The 17,488-nt window shown below is 64.5% G+C and carries 15 protein-coding genes and 2 pseudogenes; 8 read left to right on the forward strand and 9 right to left on the reverse strand.

The genetic code is table 11. From position 1 onward, the window contains the following. Positions 1 to 1,634: 1,634 nt before the first annotated feature. From NS4_RS32695 to NS4_RS21720, 3 genes and pseudogenes are all read right to left on the reverse strand, one after another. Positions 1,635 to 2,179: pseudogene (locus tag NS4_RS32695) on the reverse strand (transposase family protein); the annotation flags it as partial. 725 nt (positions 2,180 to 2,904) lie between these two features. After that, entirely contained in the window at positions 2,905 to 3,372 is a 468-nt protein-coding gene (locus tag NS4_RS21715) for a hypothetical protein (protein WP_245665614.1), read from the reverse strand. 28 nt (positions 3,373 to 3,400) lie between these two features. Further along, positions 3,401 to 3,595, reverse strand: coding sequence for a hypothetical protein (locus NS4_RS21720; protein ID WP_039827914.1), 195 nt, complete (start codon positions 3,593 to 3,595; stop codon positions 3,401 to 3,403). Between the two features lie 50 nt (positions 3,596 to 3,645). Between NS4_RS21720 and NS4_RS21725 the strand changes: the two are divergent. Continuing rightward, positions 3,646 to 4,076, forward strand: a pseudogene (locus NS4_RS21725) (Tn3 family transposase); the annotation flags it as partial. A 235-nt stretch (positions 4,077 to 4,311) separates the two neighbouring features. On the opposite strand, the gene NS4_RS21730 reads toward NS4_RS21725, so the two are convergent. Then, complete coding sequence (locus tag NS4_RS21730; protein WP_039827931.1) at positions 4,312 to 4,779, reverse strand: MarR family winged helix-turn-helix transcriptional regulator; 468 nt, start codon at positions 4,777 to 4,779, stop codon at positions 4,312 to 4,314. Between the two features lie 99 nt (positions 4,780 to 4,878). On the opposite strand from NS4_RS21730, the gene NS4_RS31615 reads away from it, so the two are divergent. From NS4_RS31615 to NS4_RS21755, 5 genes are all read left to right on the forward strand, one after another. Next, a complete protein-coding gene (locus tag NS4_RS31615; protein ID WP_083873138.1) occupies positions 4,879 to 5,562 on the forward strand; it encodes an SgcJ/EcaC family oxidoreductase in 684 nt (227 codons plus the stop codon). Then, the gene (locus NS4_RS21740; protein ID WP_039827911.1) at positions 5,559 to 6,278 is read left to right on the forward strand and encodes an SDR family NAD(P)-dependent oxidoreductase; all 720 of its coding nucleotides are present in this window, start codon (positions 5,559 to 5,561) and stop codon (positions 6,276 to 6,278) included. Before NS4_RS31615 ends, NS4_RS21740 begins: the two co-directional genes overlap by 4 nt. A 14-nt stretch (positions 6,279 to 6,292) precedes the next feature. Next, the gene (locus NS4_RS21745) at positions 6,293 to 6,739 is read left to right on the forward strand and encodes an SgcJ/EcaC family oxidoreductase (RefSeq protein WP_039827910.1); all 447 of its coding nucleotides are present in this window, start codon (positions 6,293 to 6,295) and stop codon (positions 6,737 to 6,739) included. Further along, entirely contained in the window at positions 6,736 to 7,359 is a 624-nt protein-coding gene (locus NS4_RS21750) for an NAD(P)-dependent oxidoreductase (protein WP_039827909.1), read from the forward strand. The genes NS4_RS21745 and NS4_RS21750 overlap by 4 nt, the downstream gene beginning before the upstream one ends. Positions 7,360 to 7,541: 182 nt before the next feature. Continuing rightward, positions 7,542 to 8,480: a tyrosine-type recombinase/integrase gene (locus tag NS4_RS21755; RefSeq protein WP_039827907.1), complete on the forward strand. Its 939-nt coding sequence runs from the start codon at positions 7,542 to 7,544 to the stop codon at positions 8,478 to 8,480. 23 nt (positions 8,481 to 8,503) lie between these two features. Here NS4_RS21755 and NS4_RS21760 read toward each other — a convergent pair whose 3' ends face one another. The 5 genes from NS4_RS21760 to NS4_RS31620 all read right to left on the reverse strand — a co-directional run bounded on the left by NS4_RS21760 (position 8,504) and on the right by NS4_RS31620 (position 15,681). Then, positions 8,504 to 11,560: a Tn3 family transposase gene (locus NS4_RS21760; RefSeq protein WP_039827906.1), complete on the reverse strand. Its 3,057-nt coding sequence runs from the start codon at positions 11,558 to 11,560 to the stop codon at positions 8,504 to 8,506. 107 nt (positions 11,561 to 11,667) lie between these two features. Beyond that, complete coding sequence (locus NS4_RS21765; protein ID WP_245665615.1) at positions 11,668 to 12,672, reverse strand: hypothetical protein; 1,005 nt, start codon at positions 12,670 to 12,672, stop codon at positions 11,668 to 11,670. Continuing rightward, positions 12,665 to 13,657 carry a hypothetical protein gene (locus NS4_RS21770; RefSeq protein ID WP_063061435.1) on the reverse strand — a complete coding sequence of 331 codons (993 nt, stop codon included), beginning with the start codon at positions 13,655 to 13,657 and terminating at the stop codon, positions 12,665 to 12,667. Before NS4_RS21770 ends, NS4_RS21765 begins: the two co-directional genes overlap by 8 nt. Positions 13,658 to 13,852: 195 nt before the next feature. Next, entirely contained in the window at positions 13,853 to 14,272 is a 420-nt protein-coding gene (locus NS4_RS21775; RefSeq protein WP_169811797.1) for a TerD family protein, read from the reverse strand. Then, positions 14,182 to 15,681: an exonuclease domain-containing protein gene (locus tag NS4_RS31620; protein WP_084487578.1), complete on the reverse strand. Its 1,500-nt coding sequence runs from the start codon at positions 15,679 to 15,681 to the stop codon at positions 14,182 to 14,184. Before NS4_RS31620 ends, NS4_RS21775 begins: the two co-directional genes overlap by 91 nt. Positions 15,682 to 15,813: 132 nt before the next feature. Here NS4_RS31620 and NS4_RS21790 point away from each other — a divergent pair, with 132 nt between their 5' ends. Together NS4_RS21790 and NS4_RS21795 are read left to right on the forward strand one after the other, a co-directional pair. After that, entirely contained in the window at positions 15,814 to 16,632 is an 819-nt protein-coding gene (locus tag NS4_RS21790; RefSeq protein ID WP_157106170.1) for a hypothetical protein, read from the forward strand. Between the two features lie 33 nt (positions 16,633 to 16,665). Further along, the gene (locus tag NS4_RS21795; protein ID WP_157106171.1) at positions 16,666 to 17,193 is read left to right on the forward strand and encodes a hypothetical protein; all 528 of its coding nucleotides are present in this window, start codon (positions 16,666 to 16,668) and stop codon (positions 17,191 to 17,193) included. Positions 17,194 to 17,488: the final 295 nt, after the last annotated feature.

Consider the following 17,488-nt stretch of genomic DNA (forward strand, 5'->3'; position numbering starts at 1 on the left):
GCCCCGTGCGCCAAGAAAGAACCGTGTCATGTTGTCATTCGTTTGGGTAGCAAGATGCTAGAGATAGCAGGGCGATCGAGTATCAGTTTCCCACTATCGCCAGCACTAGGTTAATCGCGATGGTGCGAAGCCTGTTCCAGCGCGGAATGGCCTACGCGTACACTTCTTGCTGAGTCGGGCCAGTTTGGGCCATCCTCTAGGTCGCTGTGATGGTGCGCTTCCGCTTGTAGCGGACACGTCGTCGTTGCTCGGTCGGCGGGTACGTTCCGGCACGCCCGGTCGCACGTATATGCTCCAGAACGGTGTTCGTTGCGTGTTCCAGGCGGCCCAGCCGCAGCTTATGGTAGGCATGGATGGCTGCGTGGCACTGTCGGCATACCGGCTCGAGGTCGGTATCGAGTTCGCTTCCTTTGCCGGATCGCTCGTACGTTTTGTGGTGCAACGAGATACTCTGCGCAGTACCGCATCCAGCACACTTGCGTTCATGAGTGGCAAAGTATTCGTTCCTCCGCTGCGCCCAGGTATCTGACGCCATGTAGACGTCGTACTGCTGCGCACGCTTGCTGCGCCGAGGCTCGCCCTTCTGCGGCGCCTGCTTGGGGCGAATTTAACGTTGCGCCGAAGTTTGTAGCGGGTGCGAGCCAGGCTTCCCTGTGCTCCTTACATGTTCAAGGACGATGTCTGTATTCGCGGCAAGACTCCCCGACTTCTTCGCCTTGTGATACACATCGATCGCGGTATGGCACGGCTGGCAGACCGGCACCAAGTCGGCATCCAGCTCTGCTCCCTTTCGTACATAGGTCTTGTGGTGGAGCGCGATCCCTTGTGTCGCGCCACATCCCGCACATTCTCTGCGATGAGTGGCAAAGTACTCTCGTCGCCTGTTCCGCCACCGCGCCGAGGAGATATAGGTGTCGTATTGGTTGCACGGCTTAGCTGCAGGCATCCCTCGCGCGACACGCTCAGCTTTCACCTTCAGTAGGCGTTCACGCCGCCTGGCGCCCTTGCTCATCGTCTCAAGCGGAGGCAGCCCCTCGGCTACGCGCTGCTCGGCGCGGCGCGCACGCCGCTCGGCCAGCATCTCGGCTCTACCCGGTTCCTTGTTGCGTTTGCTCAAATACAACCCCTTACTCGGCTTTCGAATATATCGCGCTACTCGGACACCCCCGAGGCGACGATCCACGCTCCCACCGAAAGAGCAGGTAACCACGAACCCGTCGGCCGCCGGGCCGGGTCGGCACGGCATCGCGACATTGTTACCCGCCATATACGACAGGATTTGTTGTGGCGCGACTGGCGCCGTAAGTACGGCGGTATGGACACCGATTCGCCAAAGAAATCGAGGATCCGCGGGAACAGAACGACCGATTGAAGCAGCTGCTCGCCGACGCCGAACTGGAGAATGACGCCCTGCGGGAGATCAGCAAGAGAAGATCCTGGGCCAGGCGGCCAGGCGATGCACCGTAGACATGCTCCCGGATCGGATGGGCATGCCCGAAGGTTCGCGTGCAAGATTACGGGGCTCGCCCGCTCCGCTTATCCGCGATTGCTGGCCACGCAGACACCAGCTGATCCCGATGCCGGGCGCCGGCTTGGTCATGCGGCCGAACAACCATGTCACGGTTCCACGGGGCTTAGGTGTATGAGGCCGTGACGTTGGTGACGCCGGAGCGCAATCGGCTTACCGGGGGTCGATTGTCGGCTGCAGTATGGGGCCGATGGTAGCTGTAGTGGATGTTCCAGATCTGCAGCGCCCGTTGACGCTGCAGATCCATTCCCGGGGCATAGGGGAAGTCCCCGGCCAGGATCCGGTTGTAACGTGCGACTTTCCCGTTACCCGGGGCATGTATCCGCTGGTTACGGGCCCCCGGGAGGACCTTCGCGAAGTCACGGCCTTGCAGCACGCGCCGTTGTCGGTGACGATCCGGTTCAGGCAAGTGATGCTGTGGGCGACGAAGAACACTCGTGGCCGGTGCACGAACCCGACAGCAGTAGAGGCTTTCTCATCACCGAGTGGCTCGGCGTGTACCAGTCGAGAGAACCCGTCGACTGCCGAATGCAGGAACACGTAGCCGGCTCGGGCAGCGCGGGTCTTGGCGCGGGCAGCGGCCTTGGCCTGCTCCGAGCCCTCACCGTGGACACGCCATCCGCCACCGTCGGGGATCCGACCGACCTTTTTCTGACGACTAGGTCGACCTCTTGGCCAGCGACGTAGGCGGCTCGCAAGCCCACGGATTCGCAGTCAGGCATCGACTCACCCGATCCCGACGATGCCGCGGTTGATTCGTCGACCCTCCCCCACGGGTCACGCTCTACATGCCGGCACTCACCCAGCCTCCCGACGAAATAGCCCACAGCCAGCGAGGACACCCGCACCTCATCAAGCGGGGCGCAAATCCAGGTTTCCGGCAACGGCAGCGCCGCGATGTGGGTTGGCCGGCGCGAAAGGAACACATACATGAGTTGGTTCTCAGGACTGTCTCAGCTGAACCCGACTTGAGCCCCCATGTCGCTGACCTGCGCATATGGCTCGCTTAATTGATACCTACACCACATAACAGCAGGTAGAAAGAGTGGCATATGTGTCCGGAGGGGGAATCAACCACTACGCCCACGCGCTCACCAGGCAACATCTCCTGCATATCGAGTAGTAGACGCCAGATAGGCACGCGACCCCGGAACGGGACTCGCATCCTCCCGTTTACCTCTTCCCGCGGCCGCGTCGGCTTGGCCGACTATGACTCCGCCAAGGGCGACTCCGTGGGACCTTGGGACGCCTACGACCAATAAGCTCGGTGAGTGTTTTACGAGGAGGATCCAGAAGGGGTGGCGAGTTGTCGTAACCGGCCGATCGACCAAGATCCAACTGAATAGGTTGCCGCGCCGGCTGGGGCCTTCCTCTCGCTAATCGAGGAAGTAGGCGTCGACTTTCTCGTCGGAATCCAAGAGTTCGTCCGAAGCCACGCCGAGTTCCGCCGCTAGCTCTACCGATCCGACGAGTGCGACCTGCACATCAGGTGAGAAGGCGCGTTCGAGCAGCCCGAGATAGTCCGACATGCTCTGGTACACCTTTTCCAGTGTGGCCTGGTACTCCGCGGCGAGTTGCTCGTCGAGGTAACGCTCGATCAGCGCCGCCTCTCGCTTTGTCAACGACGATGCGACGGCCTTGTACATCACAGCGCCGACCGTGGTGCCGATGACGGCGCCGAGGACCGGTATGGGGATAGTCGCCTGGCCGACGAACGAGGACAGCGCGCGTACTGCGGCCTCCAAGGCGATGCTCTCGGAGTTCTCGATGAACTCGAGTTCGTCGATCTGGTCCCGGCGCAACTTGTTCGCTTGCTCTGCGATGCTCAAGGATGTGGTAGGCACGGGGGGTCCAGTCGAGCGGAAATTGGCGTTAGCGGTGGCGCGTGGGCCGGTATCCGAGTAGGGCGGTGCTGATGGCGTGGGCGATCCACGCCAGTCCGGCTGTCCCATCGAGGGTCGGCGGCCGGGTATCCAGTACGGGCACGAATTCGTAGGTGTGGCCGGTTCCGGCGGCTGGGTCGTTGCCGTGATCGGCGGTGATGATGATCCGGTCCGCGCTGTCCATCCTGGCCAGGGCTTCGCCGATGGTGGCGTCGATCCGGGGCTCCGGACTGGGGTCGGCGGAACGCGCCGGCGGCAGCGTTGAACGAGTACGGCGCGATGCGCCGCACCATCTACGCCTGCCGGTACCTGACCGATCCGGACTAAAGGGCGAATCCATCCACGCCCTCAAACGCGGCCTCATCTACGCCCACGAGGGCGCCTTCCGCGCACGCCACCTGGAAGCCCAGACCGAACAAGCCTGGTGCCTGACCGTGGCCACTAACGCAGTAATCGCTTGGACCACAGAGTATTACGCGCTCGCGGTGGACCAGATGCGCCGTCAGGGCCGCCGTATCGACGCCAATGTTCTGGCCCACGTCAGCCCGGCGCACAGCGAGAACATCATTTTCTTCGGCGCGGTCGAGGTCGATATCGACGCCGAACTCGCCCAGCTCGGTCCCACCGGCTACCGGCCGCTGCGGGTCCGCGACACCCTGTTCTGATCAGCACTCATCGCAGCGCCGTTCCCTAGTTCTCGGGCGAGCGCCGCGATGGAGCCGGCGGGGAAGCTGAAGGTGATCGGCCGGGCCGAGCAGGGCGGTGTCGAGGTGCTGTTCACAGACGAGCCCGGGATCCGCAGCACTCCAGATCGGCGAGTACTCCTTTGAGTGGCTGTCCGGCGTAGGCGTCGGTGCCACACACGCGTTTTGCAGCCCCCAGCGCAGGAATGCACGTGCCCTAGTCTGCGGCGGGGCGTGCGGCGCTGATTTCTGTCGCCGCCTGCTGGAAGGCGTCGGCGGCCCGTGCGAAGTAGTCGAAGAGGAATTCCCGCTGTTCGGGTGTGTAGCCGCCGATGATGTCGCCGATCTTGCGGCGGGCGGGGGCGAGTACGTCGTCGAGATCGGCGGGCTGGGCGACCGGCTCGACCATCACCTTGCGGCGGTCGATGGGGTCAGCGCCGCGACGCACATACCCGGCCTTTTCCAGGCGGTCGATGAGCCGGGTGGTGGGCCCGGTGGTCAGACCGGTGCGGGCGCCGAGTTCGCCGGGTGTCATGGCCCCGCTCAGTTCCAGGATGTTGAGCGCGTACAGGTCGGTGGCGCCCAGCCCGACGGCTCTGGCGCCCGCTTGGGCATGCAGCACAACAGAACTCAGGTACCGCCGGAAGACCTGACTGGGGTCGTCTTTCTGCCTATCCGTTGACAAGGGGTCCACCTTCCTCATATTCTCTTCCTAAACGAAGAGACATCTCCTAAGAAGAGAAATCTTCTAGGCAGGGAGAATAGCACGAGGAAGGTCCCCGCGATGACCGCGACCACCACCAATACCGAATCCACCACGGCGTCCACCCACTCCGCCGATTCCGTCGGCCTACCGTCCCCCAGGGCCACGAAGTCCCGTCGCCGCACCGTCGTGAAGGTGCTGGGCGCGAGCGCACTCACTCTCGGCATTGCCGCCGCCGGCGGGTATGTGTGGCTGGACCAGACCTCGGACGTGCGCAACCAGGGCATTGCCGAGTGCACGAGCGTCACACCGGACGGCGGCACCGCCGCGGACCTGCAGGGGGTCTGCGCGACGCTGGCCGAGATGACCGCGGCCTGGGGGCAGGGCGACGCCGACGCCTTCGGCGCCACCTTCACCGAGAACGGCACCTACACCACTTTCGTGGGCACCTACTACGACGGCCGTCGCGATCTCACCGAGTCCCACCGCGCGCTGTTCAACGGATTCCTGAAGGGCAGCAAGCTCGCCGACTCCTACCTCGGCATCCGCTTCTTCGGCGCGGACACCGCGATCGTCACCACCCGCGGCGACCGGTACGACGACGAACGCCCGAGCGAGCTGTCCAAGACCCAGACCTACACCCTGGTGCGCGAACAGGACGGAAAGTGGCGCATCGCCGCCTTCCAGAACACCAAGCGCCAGACCGTCATGGAACGCATCTCATTCCTGTTCGATGCGGACACCAAGCCCGAGGCCGAGCGATGAGAGCACTCGTGACCGGCGCCAGTGCGGGTATCGGTCGAGCGTTCGCGGTAGCGCTCGCGACGCAGGGATATTCGGTGACAGGGGTGGCGCGGGGCGCCGAGGGACTGGAAACGCTCATGACCGAGCTCGGGAACGGGCACGACTATCTCGCCGCGGATCTCGCCACCACCGAAGGGCTGGCGGCGACCGCCGCACTACTCCGGCACGGTGGATACACGCTGCTGGTGAACAATGCCGGTACCGCCACCCACGGCGACTTCGCCGAGCTGCCGCTCGAATCCGCGCTCACCACGATCGAGGTGAATTGCCGCGCGGTCGTCGTCCTGGCGCACGCCTTCCTCGGTGCGGCCGCACCCGGCAGCGCGCTGGTGAACGTGTCCTCCACGCTGGGGGAAATCCCGAAGCCGGGAATCGGTGTCTACAGCGCCTCCAAAGCCTTCGTCACCGCCTTCTCCGAAACGCTGTGGCACGAACAGAAGTCGCGCGCAGTGCACGTCCTGGCCCTGTGCCCGGGTGTCACGCGAACCGCCTCACAAACCGCGGACGACGTCCCGCCCTGGCTGGTCCAGTCACCTCGTGAAGTGGTGGATCGCGCCCGAAAAGCGCTGTCCGGCAAGGCCGGTCCCGTCGTCGCGACCAGCCGGACCAATCAACTGTTCACCGCCGCACTGCGGCTCATTCCCCGCAGGGCCGCCCTGGCCCTGCTCGCGCACTGAAGGAGCTCACCACCATGAACGCCACCACCGACACCGCCGCCATTCGCGCCCTCATCGAGCGCAGCGCACAGGCGTGGACCCGGGGCGACGGCACTGCCTACGGCGAATGCTTCACCGCCGACGCCACCGACGTCACCTACATGGGCACCGTCTACCACGGCGGTCCGGAGATCGGCCGCGGGCACCAGGTGCTGTTCGACAGCTTCCTGAAGGGAACCCGCCTCACCGTCGAGATTATTGAAATCCGCACCTACGGAAGCGACACTGCCATCGTGGTGGCGCGCGGCGAGTCCTCGAAGGGGGCGCCGAAGCAGCTGGGCAAGCTCGCGACCTACACGGTGATCCGCGATGCAGACGGCCAGTGGCGGATCGCGGCGGTACAGAAGACCCAGCGCAAGCGGCTCATGGAGGCCCTCACCTTCACATTCCAGCCCGCCTCCCGCCCGGCCGCCCGCTCATGAGCACCATTGCCGTCCTCGGGGCCACCGGCCGCACCGGGCGGATGATTGTGAACGAGGCACTGGCTCGTGGGCACCGTGTCACCGCCGTCGTCCGCCGGGCCGGAAGCCTCGGTCCAGCAGCGGGATTGACGGTGGTCACCGCCGATCCGACCCGACCGGGGGCCTTGAACGGACTTCTCGATGAACACGATGTGGTGATCTCCGCGCTGGGTGCCGCCGGACGCGGTCCCACCACGCTCTACTCCGACAGCGCCGCCACGATCATGACGGCCCTGCGGCCCAGAGGTCGACTGCTCGTCCTTTCCTCCGCAGGGGTGGGCATTCCATCCGATGCGGACCTGGTCAGCAGGCTCTTCGCCCGGCTGCTGCACCGGATCATGCGCGAGGTCTACACCGATATGGAAAGAATGGAACGCCAACTCGCGCACAGCGAGCTGACCTGGACCGCCGTGCGGCCGACACGTCTGACCCATGACCCCGCAGCCAGGCATCCGCGAATCTCCGTAGGCGCGAAAGCGAAGGTCGGCCCGCGAACCTCACGAGCCGACCTTGCCAGATATCTACTCGACGCCATCGACGACCCACGCACCTACCGCACACCCGTCGCCATCTCTTCGTGAATGCAACTCTGCTGACAAGACCACTTCGAACATCGACCACATCTGCGAAATCTGGCGCTAAGCAGTTACCGCAGATAGTGACATACTATGTGCGGTAACTGCCGAGTCGTCCTGGTGCGATACACCCCGAACCCGGGGGCGACTCGGGAAACTATCTGCGGTAGCGACGGGAGGGTGGTGCGATGGGGCAGGTTCGGAGACTCCCGAGCGCGGTCGGCGGGGTCCGGCTCAGTGATGCCGTGGCGATCTATCTGGCGGCGATCACGGTCGAGAACACGAAGGCGACCTACGCTACGGCGCTGAACCGGCTCGTGGCCGACTTCGGCCGCGATACCGATGTGGCGCTGCTGGGGTCGCAGCCGGATCGGGTGGCCGGCTGGTTCACCTTCATGTGGGGCGACAAAGCAGCCAAGACGTTCAACATCCGGTTGACCGCCCTGCAATCGGCGTGCACGTACTGGGCCGAACAGGACTGGCTGGCCGCCGATCCGCTGGTGCGGTTGAAGGCGCGTCCCGCACCGCCGGATACCAGCAAGGCACTCTCGCGTGATCGCGTCGCCGAGATCCTGACATCGGATGCGCCACTGCGCGAGCGGGTGCTGTGGCACCTGCTGTATGAATCCTCCGCCCGCGCCGAGGAAGTGCTGATGCTCGACGTGCCCGATCTGGACACGGTGAACCGGTGCGCGGTGGTGACCCGCAAGGGCGGGGCGCGTGAGCGGATCGCCTGGCAGACCGGCACCGCGCGGCTGCTGCCACGCATGCTCGCCGGTCGGCGCCGGGGCCCATTGTTCCTCACCGACCGCAAGGCCCGCCCCTCGGTGGCCAGCAACGATGTGGATCCGGTGACCGGGCGAGCCCGCTTGTCCTACCGTCGCGCGGCAGAACTATTCGAGACCTACACCGCACACTTCGGCGACGGCCCCTACACATTGCATCAATGGCGGCATTCCCGACTCACCCACGCCGCCGAGGACGGCGCGTCCACGCCAGTGTTGATGAAGCTGAGCGGGCACACCTCGGTCCGCAGCCTCGCCAAATACGCTCGGGTGTCCGACGAGGGGCTGCGCCGGTTCCAGGCCGACACCGACCCAGCCGCCCGCCGTCGGCCGAACCGCTGATCTGTTTTCCTCACCCGAAACCGTCAGTCGTCTTCGTCTCCGGCATCTGGATCGCGCAGCGGCCGGTGGCGTCCGCCCAGGTCGGGCAGGTGGAAGCTGTAATGGCCCTCCATGCGGATGTGGCGACGGATGAACGGTGACAGCCTCGCGGCATCTTCGTCACGGACCGGATAGCCCTGGGTGCGCAGCTCGTCGAGGGCACGGCTCAGGTACACCGAGTTCCACAACACGATGATGTTCAATACGAGCCCGAGCGCGTCGAGCTGGTCTTCCATGCCGTCGAGGTAGGCGCGGTGCAGTTCGCCCTTGCGGCCGTGGAAGACGGTGCGGCCCAGATCGTGGCGGCCTTCCTGGAGGTTGGCCTGGGCCTTGGCTTCCCGCCGGTAGGGTTCGTCATCGGCCAACCGAAGAATATGGAGAGTCTTGAAAATCCGGCCGTAGTGGGCGATGGCCTGCCCGAGGTGGGTGGGGTTGCCGTCGCGGGAGATCATGCGCGTGACCTCGTGCGCGGAGACTTCACCACGGTTCATCGACACCGCCACCCGGCACATGTCTTCCCAGTGGGAGCAGATCTTCTCCACGTCGATGCGTCCGCGTGCGGCCTTGTCCAGGGGGCCGTAGTCGGCGGAGGTATCGATGCGCCACAGCCGCCGGTCGGGCAGGCTTTTCAGCTGCGGGCGATACTTGCGGCCCAGCAGATGCAGCAGCCCGAAAACGATATCCGAATACGACCCGTTGTCGGAAATGATGTCGTCGGGCACCTTGCTGCCCTCCGGCTGCCGCAGGATCACGTCGATGGCGTTCAACGAATCACGGGGCGTGCCCGACACCACCATCGCGTTCAGCCCGGCCGCCTGGTCCGACAGCATATTGAGCCAGGTAGCGCCCCGTTTCGGCCCGAAGTATTTCCGGTTGGGTCGCGCATGAATAGTCCGGACCGGGACGACGAACCGCATCCCGTCCACCGAGGCCACGGCCCCGCCACCCCACAACCCGACCAGCGGCACATCGGCTTGGGCGTTGACCAGCACAGTGTTCGCCGCGGACAGGGTCTCCGCTCGCAGATAGTGCTGATCGACATGGCGCAGCCGGTCGCGGGTCAGCGCGTCGGCGCCGGGCGTCGTCACCGGGACCAGGCCGACGTTCATGGCCTGGCTGCACAGCACCGCGGCCACCGACACCCCCAGGTCGGCGACGCGGGCGCTGGTCCCGGCGACATGGGTGAACGACTCGCCGAACTCCGGGCACCAGTCCATCACTTCCAAGACCATTTCCGGCAGGTCAACCCTCGGCATCATCGCTGCGGTGCGGCGCCGCAGATCGACCAGACTCGGCTCCTCCGGCGTCGCCGACAACGCGGCCACGTGCAGTTTCCCGTCCTCGTCCACCGACGCGGAAGTGTCGTCGCCCAGGTGTTCGGCGAGTTCCCGATAGGCGCCGTCGAGGCTTTGGGCCAGCTCACCCAAGATCTCATGCGGGTTGCCCGGCAGGCCGAGTGCGTTCATGCCCCGGTCGCGGGCCTCTTCCCACGCCATGCCGGACAGCAGATGCGCGCGGGGGTCACGCCACTTCGAGGAGTGCTCAGCGAAAATGTTGCGGTGCTTGAGATGCCGATGGAACTGCTCGAGCAGGCACAGGGTGTAGGCCGCCCGATCGACGGTGTCGGCCGGCCGCTCCGGCGGGTACACCAAGCGCTGCCAGCCGCCGGCGATCAGGTCATGGTTCACCCGGCGGGCATCGAGCCACCGTGCTGGTAGCCCGCTGCGGCCGGTGCGCTGTGGGGAGATCATCTCCGCCAGTGCGACCACCGCCTTGAGTACCGGCGCCGCGTCGGCGGTGGCACCGAAGTCGATGTGGCGCATCATCGCGGGCAAGAACCCGCGCACCGTGGCGAACCGTCCCGCCAGCTCCTCGAGCTTGTGCGAGTCGCACTCCGGATCGGCTGGCGGCACCAGCTCATCGATCGCGTCCAAGGCGGCCCGCAGCTCCGCCTTGGACACTGTGCTCTCGATGAGATCCCACACCAGATCCAGGGACAGCTCCGGTTCGTTCTCACTCATCTCCAGCAGTACCCGCACCGCGGCGGCGAGCTTGCCGGCGTTGCGGCTCACCCGCGGGTAACGCTTGATCTTCTCCTCGCGGGACTGGCGTTCGGCCTTGGCCATCAAGTTGGTGACCATCAGCAGGTCGAACAGTTCCAGAACGTCATCGATGGCCTTGCCGCGCAAAGTGAACACCGTCGCGGCAAGCAGCGCCAGCAGCCGCTTCCGCTGGGATTTCATCCGCCGCAGGTGCGCGGTCTTACCGGTCAACCCGTGCGTGGCCAGCGCGATCACCCGCCGCGCCGGCACCGCCGCGAAATCCACCGACCCCGGAACGACCGCGTTCACATCCCGTACCCGCGCCAACGCGTTCCTCATGCCCGTCGGTGTCGGCGTGAACGCGCCCTTACGCAACCGCTCCAGCTCCACGAACCGGCGGCGGTTCTCCTGCCGAGTGTCCAGTAATCCGAGCAGCACCCCGGCCTCCCCGCTGGTCAGCTGGGCGGCCAGCTGCGCCCAGAGTCGCCGGTCGGCGTCGGCCTTGCCGTCGGCTACGAGGCGTTCCAGGGTGGTGATGCCCGGCAGCAGGGCATTGCGTTCCCGCAGCCAGCCCACCGCACCGGCGATCAGGGCCTTCGGTCCGTCTCCGGTCATCCACGCCTGATCGGTGACCCACGCAATCAGCTCGGCCTCGACCTGCGCGAACGAGATCAGACCCTCGATGCGTTGGATATCCCACGCGTGCTCGAACCGGGTCTTCTCCCGGTCGGTGTAGGACTTCACGCACGACGGATCGGCGATGTCGAGCTGTTCGGCCAGGTACTCCACCAGTTCGACCGGTACATCGAGCGGATCGGTGAGGAACATCCCCAGATAGCGGACCGTGACCAGCTGCAACGCGAAACCGAGCCGGTTCGAGTCCCGGCGCCGGGCCGCGATCAGCTCCCGATCGGTGTCATCGAGATGGAAGAACCGCTCCAGCTCGACCCGCGACAGCGCACCGAACTGGCCATACCCGGCCCCGACCTCATCACCCACAACCCGACATGCAACCACCACATGCCCGCCCGCCGCCGCCGATCCAGCGAATTGACCTCCAGGGCACAGGACCTCGGAAGTCAGCGCCCTCTAGCGCCAGTTTCCGCTCAACTGGACCCCACATGCCTGGTAACGATCGAGCCGGCGACGGCTGCCGAGGTCGCGGTGAAATTCGTAAGCGCGTAGATGCTCAGTCCTCGGACGCCGCCCGTGCCGAAACCTGAGCCGGTCTCGCCTGCGAGGTCGATCCAGTCGCGCCCGCTGAACTCATTGAGCCGCTTTCCTTCCCGGCGTTTGGCGACCACGGCCAGTACGAACGCCGTCCCGCCCGCGGTCGCGGCGGCGGTGAGTGCGGCCGTGCCTCCTCCTCGCAGCGTCGGCCGACTGCGCTGGTAGGCATCGTCGCGCAGAGACCGGTCCGTGGCGCGAAGCAGGTCCTTTTCGGCCGCCATGGTCGAGGTGTAGGCGTCGCGCTGCACTTCGTTGTATTCGAGCGTCGAGGGTTCGAGCGATTCGAAGCCGACCGATCTGTCTTGGAAGAACGCCTGGACCCGCTGCCAGTCTCTGAGGGAAGGTCCGTCGCCGCTGCGTGACAGTAGCTTGCTCGCTTCCTCGGGCGACAGGGCATGTAGCCGTTGGATCATCTCGAAGTGATCACGGGGGATCTGGTATTTACCGCCGTTGCGCACGTATTCGGGATACTTCTGGAGGTGCCCGGTGATCGCGCTCAGTGAGAAGCGGCCACCCGCTGCGGCGAACTTCTGCTGGATCTCGACACTTCCGCGCATCAGGTCGACGGGTCCGTTGTCGTTGACCCACTGGTAGTCGGCCTCGTGGCCGAGGATCTGCTTGCGGGCGTTGCCGATCCCGACCTCGGCGATCTCGGCGATGAAGCCGTGCATGCCACGCTGTCCGCCGCGGTTGGCGGCGACCACCTCGAGGTCGATCTTCCTGACGGCTTCATCGACACTAGTGAGCGCGTCCCGAAGGTGTTCGTCCTGCTGGCTGAGCGCGCTCAGAAGGTTGTCTATGCGGAGCTGGTTGAGATAGCTCACCCAGGAAGCAACTGCCTGCTCCTGGGCGCTCGTGACGAGCTCGGCAGCGTCACTCACCAGCGACATCCTGTTCGACGCGCATGCCCAGCATGGTCGCGCACGACTTCGTGTTGTTCACCAACGTAGCGAGTGCCGACCGCTCGGCAGGGGCGAGCGCGTGGAAATCGGCGCGGAAGTACACCAAGGCTTCGCCGTAACTCTTCACCAGCCCTTCGCGGAGCAAGGTCGTCCGCTGGAGAAGGTCGTCGATCTGAGCATCCATGCCTTCGACGAGGGCGGTGTTGTGCTTTATCGCAGTCAGCGTTTCGTGCTTCGCCTCTCGATTCTCGAACTTCTTCTTCGCGAACAGGGCGATCGACGCGAGTAGGGTTGCGCCCGCGATTGTCCAGCCGATCGGGCCGGCAAGCGCAAGCAGTGTGGTGCCTGCCGCAGTGCCGCCGCCACCGGCAGCCAGCGCACCGCCACCGAGCCACGCCAGTGCTGCCTGGCTGGCTGCCGCCCCGGAAAGAGTCGAGATCGCGCTGCCGGTCGACGCTGTCCCGAAGGTGGTGGCGACCCACATCGCCGCCGACGGTGCCAGGCCCGTTACCGCGGTACCCGCCGCGAACCCGGCACCGGCGCCGGCAGCCGACAACCGTGCTGCTTCCAGCTCTTTCCGAGCGAAATTCTCCGCATTCAAAAACCGTTTCCGATGTGCCTCGATCTCGTCGAAGTCGGTATCGAATGATTTCGGGGTCTTCGCGATGCTGTTCACCAACTGCTCGACCAGCTCGATCAGGTCCGTCGAACGTTCGCGCTGACGCAACAGAGACTGGCCCCTGTCGGCCATCGCCGTGAAGACGCTGTTGTATTCCGCTACGGCCACTTCGTAGGGGTCCGGCCCTTTCACAGTCAGCTTCTCGACCCTGCCTCTCGCAGCGTCCTTGACGTTGCCGACCCGCCCGGCGAACTGCGATGAAGCGGCTCGCGCCGCCTTGCCGATACCGTCGACGGTCCTGCCGATGCCCTCCTCGGCATTGTCTACGTCGAGCTGTTCTACCATCCCACCCTCCAACACCATTGCGCCTCAACTACATAACGGAGGACATCGACGACATGTATGGCGCCGCAGTGTCCAAACAGACGATTTTCACTATCAACAACAAGATGATCGACGAAATGGCCGAGTGGCAGAACGACCGCTGGACTCGGTGTATCCGGTGATCTCCTGGATGCCATCCACGCGGGCCGTCGACGATTACTCCCCACACACATCGACTCCATACAACCGGGCGAGCTCGGCGAGTCCGGACGGGTAACCTTGGCCGAGCACCCGCAGTCGCCAGGCTTCGCCGCGCCGATACACCTCCACGAGTATCAGAGCGCGTTCCTCAGTCGCGGCGTCCAGCGTGGCACGTGCGAAAACGCCTGATTCGCTGCCCGCGGTGACCTCGATCTCGATCGCACCCACCGTCCCGAAAGTGATACTGTCGCCGTCGATCGCTGCAGCGACTACGACCCGTGCGCACTGTTGCGGAAGCTGTTCGACAGAGAGTTCGACGGTTTGTTCGCTGGGTCCGTCGGCGGTCAGCCAGGCGCCGTCACCTGTCGGCTGGTTGTAGAAGACAAAATCGGGGTCGTGGCGTACTTTTTCGCCGCTGTCGAGAAGAAACCCCACGACGTCGACTTCATACGATTCATCCTGCGTCCACGACACATGATGTGTGGTTCCACGATCTCCCGGGCATCCGCTCCACGCGGGGAGGCTCGGCCGGCACTGTCCAACAGTTCAGTTCCGTGGACCGGAAGGCCCCGGGCTACCGCTCGGCCCAGTCGCGGGTCGTTCTGCGCACCCGCCAGAGCGAGAACATTGGACACACTCGCCGACATATTGACCGCCACGGAGCCATCGAGACCGGTGATCCTGTTCCGTGCGCCGACAGCCGCATCATGCGGACCGCCGAGTACCAGAACCCGTCGCCCGGCCAACAGCTCGGCAGTCTCCGTGCGTGTACGTGACCTGCTTCCCATCTCTCCGGCCGGCGAGGACACATTCTTGGGAGTCCCCGGCCGGATTCGTTCGAGAAGCATCAGAAATGATTGTTCGGTCATGATCGGTGTCTCGTGAGCACGCGCGGCGCGAGCTTTACCGGTGAGCGATTCTTGCGAGTTGGTCACCAGGGCGCTCGTGCGTCCGCTGACGGCCCGGGTCACATCCAGCCCCGCCGCTACGGCTCGGGGTATCAGCTGCGCACGATCGACGCGCGTGTCGCCGGTGAAGGCAACCTTCATACCCTGAACCAGCACACCACCGTCGGTGAAGCGACCGGGGTACTCGAACTCGCAGATGGTCTTCGGCGGGGTGCTCGGCCACGCCGAGCGCCTCCTTGCACCAGGACGGTCGGGCGGGCAGGCCAGCATCGGTAGCGCGATACCGAGATGAGCAGCATCCGTGACCAAGGACCGTAGTACCGCCGCGAGAACCCGCGCGTCGTCGATTGCGTCATGCGCGCGCTGCTGCCGGATGCCGTAGTAGGTCGCGAGCGTGGCCAATCGACAATCCGGTACCGGAGGCGCGACGCGACGTGCGAGCGCCAGGGTGCACAACCGGTTACGGACGGGCAGGCTCGCTCCGATCCTGCCGAACTCGCCCGCGAGGAAGCCATAGTCGAAACCCGCATTGTGCGCGACCATGACCCGACCCGCCCACAACTGGGTCAGGTCGGCCTCGATGTTCTCGAACCGTGGGGCCCCACTCAGAAGTTCACGAGTCAGACCGTGGATGCGGACCGGACCGGGATCACACCCCGGATCGACAAGCGTATGAAACTCCCTGACAACGACGCCGTCACCGTCCAAGGCAAGCGCAGGCACGAACCTGGCTGACGCGCTGACGAACTTTGGGTATGTGCTGTACGCGATCGGATACAAACACGGGATCGCGAACAAGAGCAACCCGCCTCGTCCGCCGACAGCGGAAGTGATGATCCATTCTGTGCAGCTTCCGACCTCTGTCGCTGATAACGGCGTCACAACGGTGGGGTTCAAGAGTTCTTCGACGACCTGTCGAGCAAGAGTGTCGCGCAATTCGGCAAGCTGCCCAACGGTGACGTCGACAAGCTCGCAACTGCCGAGACGGTCTGGTCAACATTCGCCAGTCACAACGCCGTCACCGGAGCAGCATCACGTATCACCGGGATCGCCGACATGCTGGCCGGTATGGATGAGCCGCGTACCGCGCAACTCATTACGAACCATTTCGGCACTATGAAATCGGCGGCGGACCAACTCGCCGGTGCGACACAGTCGATGGCTGCACCGGTGGCGAACTACCGCACCGCCACCATTGATATCAGCAACGAGATCACCAGCGAAATCAACACCCTGCTGGTCGAGATCGGTGTGATCGCCGCCGCCGCAATCGCAGCATCCTGGCTCAGTTTCGGCGGCAGCCTCGCCGCTGGCGCCACAGGTATCGCCGGTACGGCCACCGCAACCGTCAGCACCATCCGCGGTATCTATCAGGCCAGCCGCCTCTACCGACTCTTGGGCGTCACCGCCGTCGCCGCAACCGCCGTGGGTATCGTCAAAGAATTCGATGCCCTCCCCGACCTCAACCCCATCTCCGCCGCCCTCACTGGGATTATCGCGCTGCGTGTCAACCTCGACGACGCAAGCCCTGACGACGGTTCGAGCACGGAATCGACCTCGGTGGCCAAAACCACCGAAGAGAAGTCCAAGGCGGTCAAGGATGTCGTCACCGACGAATCCGGAAAGTTGATCGGTACCGAGGATGCGACCGGCGTGCAGATGGTCTCCCAGAAAGAAGTCGACGCGGCACGCACTGAACTGACCGAAAAGCTCGGCCCACCGCAAGTGAAGTCCACTCCCAAGGGCAACATCGAGGTCTGGGAAGTATCGGGCGACCCCAAGTCCACGGTGACATATCGTCCGTTCAGCAAGTCTGGCGGACCGACACTGGACTTCAACGACGTACCTGGTATGACGATCAAACGATGGCACATACCGGGGCAGTGACCTGTAACCACACCATCAGACAAGGACGAGCGCGTGCAGCCATCGGCGAACTTGGAATACGAGGGTTCTACCTTCATCAATTTCCGGGACTTGGACTTCCCCGAGGGCGGTAACCCCTCGAGACAATGGATCGATGTCAAGAAGTTCACGATCGCCAGTCCCCCGCCAGCCGATCACGACCTGCTCACCGCGCTGATCAGTAACGAATACTTCCGCGACGACTACATCGGCGGCGGGGTGGACCCGACAGGCACTCGCCACGGACCGTACTGGATCGACCGACTCTCCCCGAACTCGTACACGCCTGCATCAGCCGATTCCATAGTCACACTCGTGACGCACTGGGTCGATCAGTGTGGTGTAGTTCCAGATTCGCTTCGCGAGGTGATCGACCGGGAAGTCTTCGGACCGGCTCGCGCCGCCACGAGCATCGTCACACTTCCGCGGCTGGAGTCCTCGGCGGTCAACGATTACGGGTTCATACACACCGAGTTCCATGAAATCGTCACGATCGACCCGACCAGGCGAAGGCTCCACCTCATAGTCGCCGCAGACGATTAGACCCGAGCGAGTGCAAGTTGCCCGCTGCGCGATCGACCACGCTGACAGTCCGGAGCTGGACACCCGAGCAGGATCCTCAGGCGGCGGAACCTTAGGAGGCAGTCAAGAGGAACGGGAAGACCCGTCGACCAACGGGTACCCCATCCAAATATCGAACTCCTCAAACGTGTACCGCGCCACAGTTCCCAACGGATTCCCATACGCCGAGACCGTGACTGCGCATACAACATTGAGGGGCACGTGACCAATACGCACTATCCATCGCAGCCTGCGCAGCCCTCCAGCGCTTGCCCGC

It is taken from the genome of Nocardia sienata NBRC 100364 (genome assembly GCF_001613205.1).
Taxonomy (GTDB): domain Bacteria; phylum Actinomycetota; class Actinomycetes; order Mycobacteriales; family Mycobacteriaceae; genus Nocardia; species Nocardia sienata.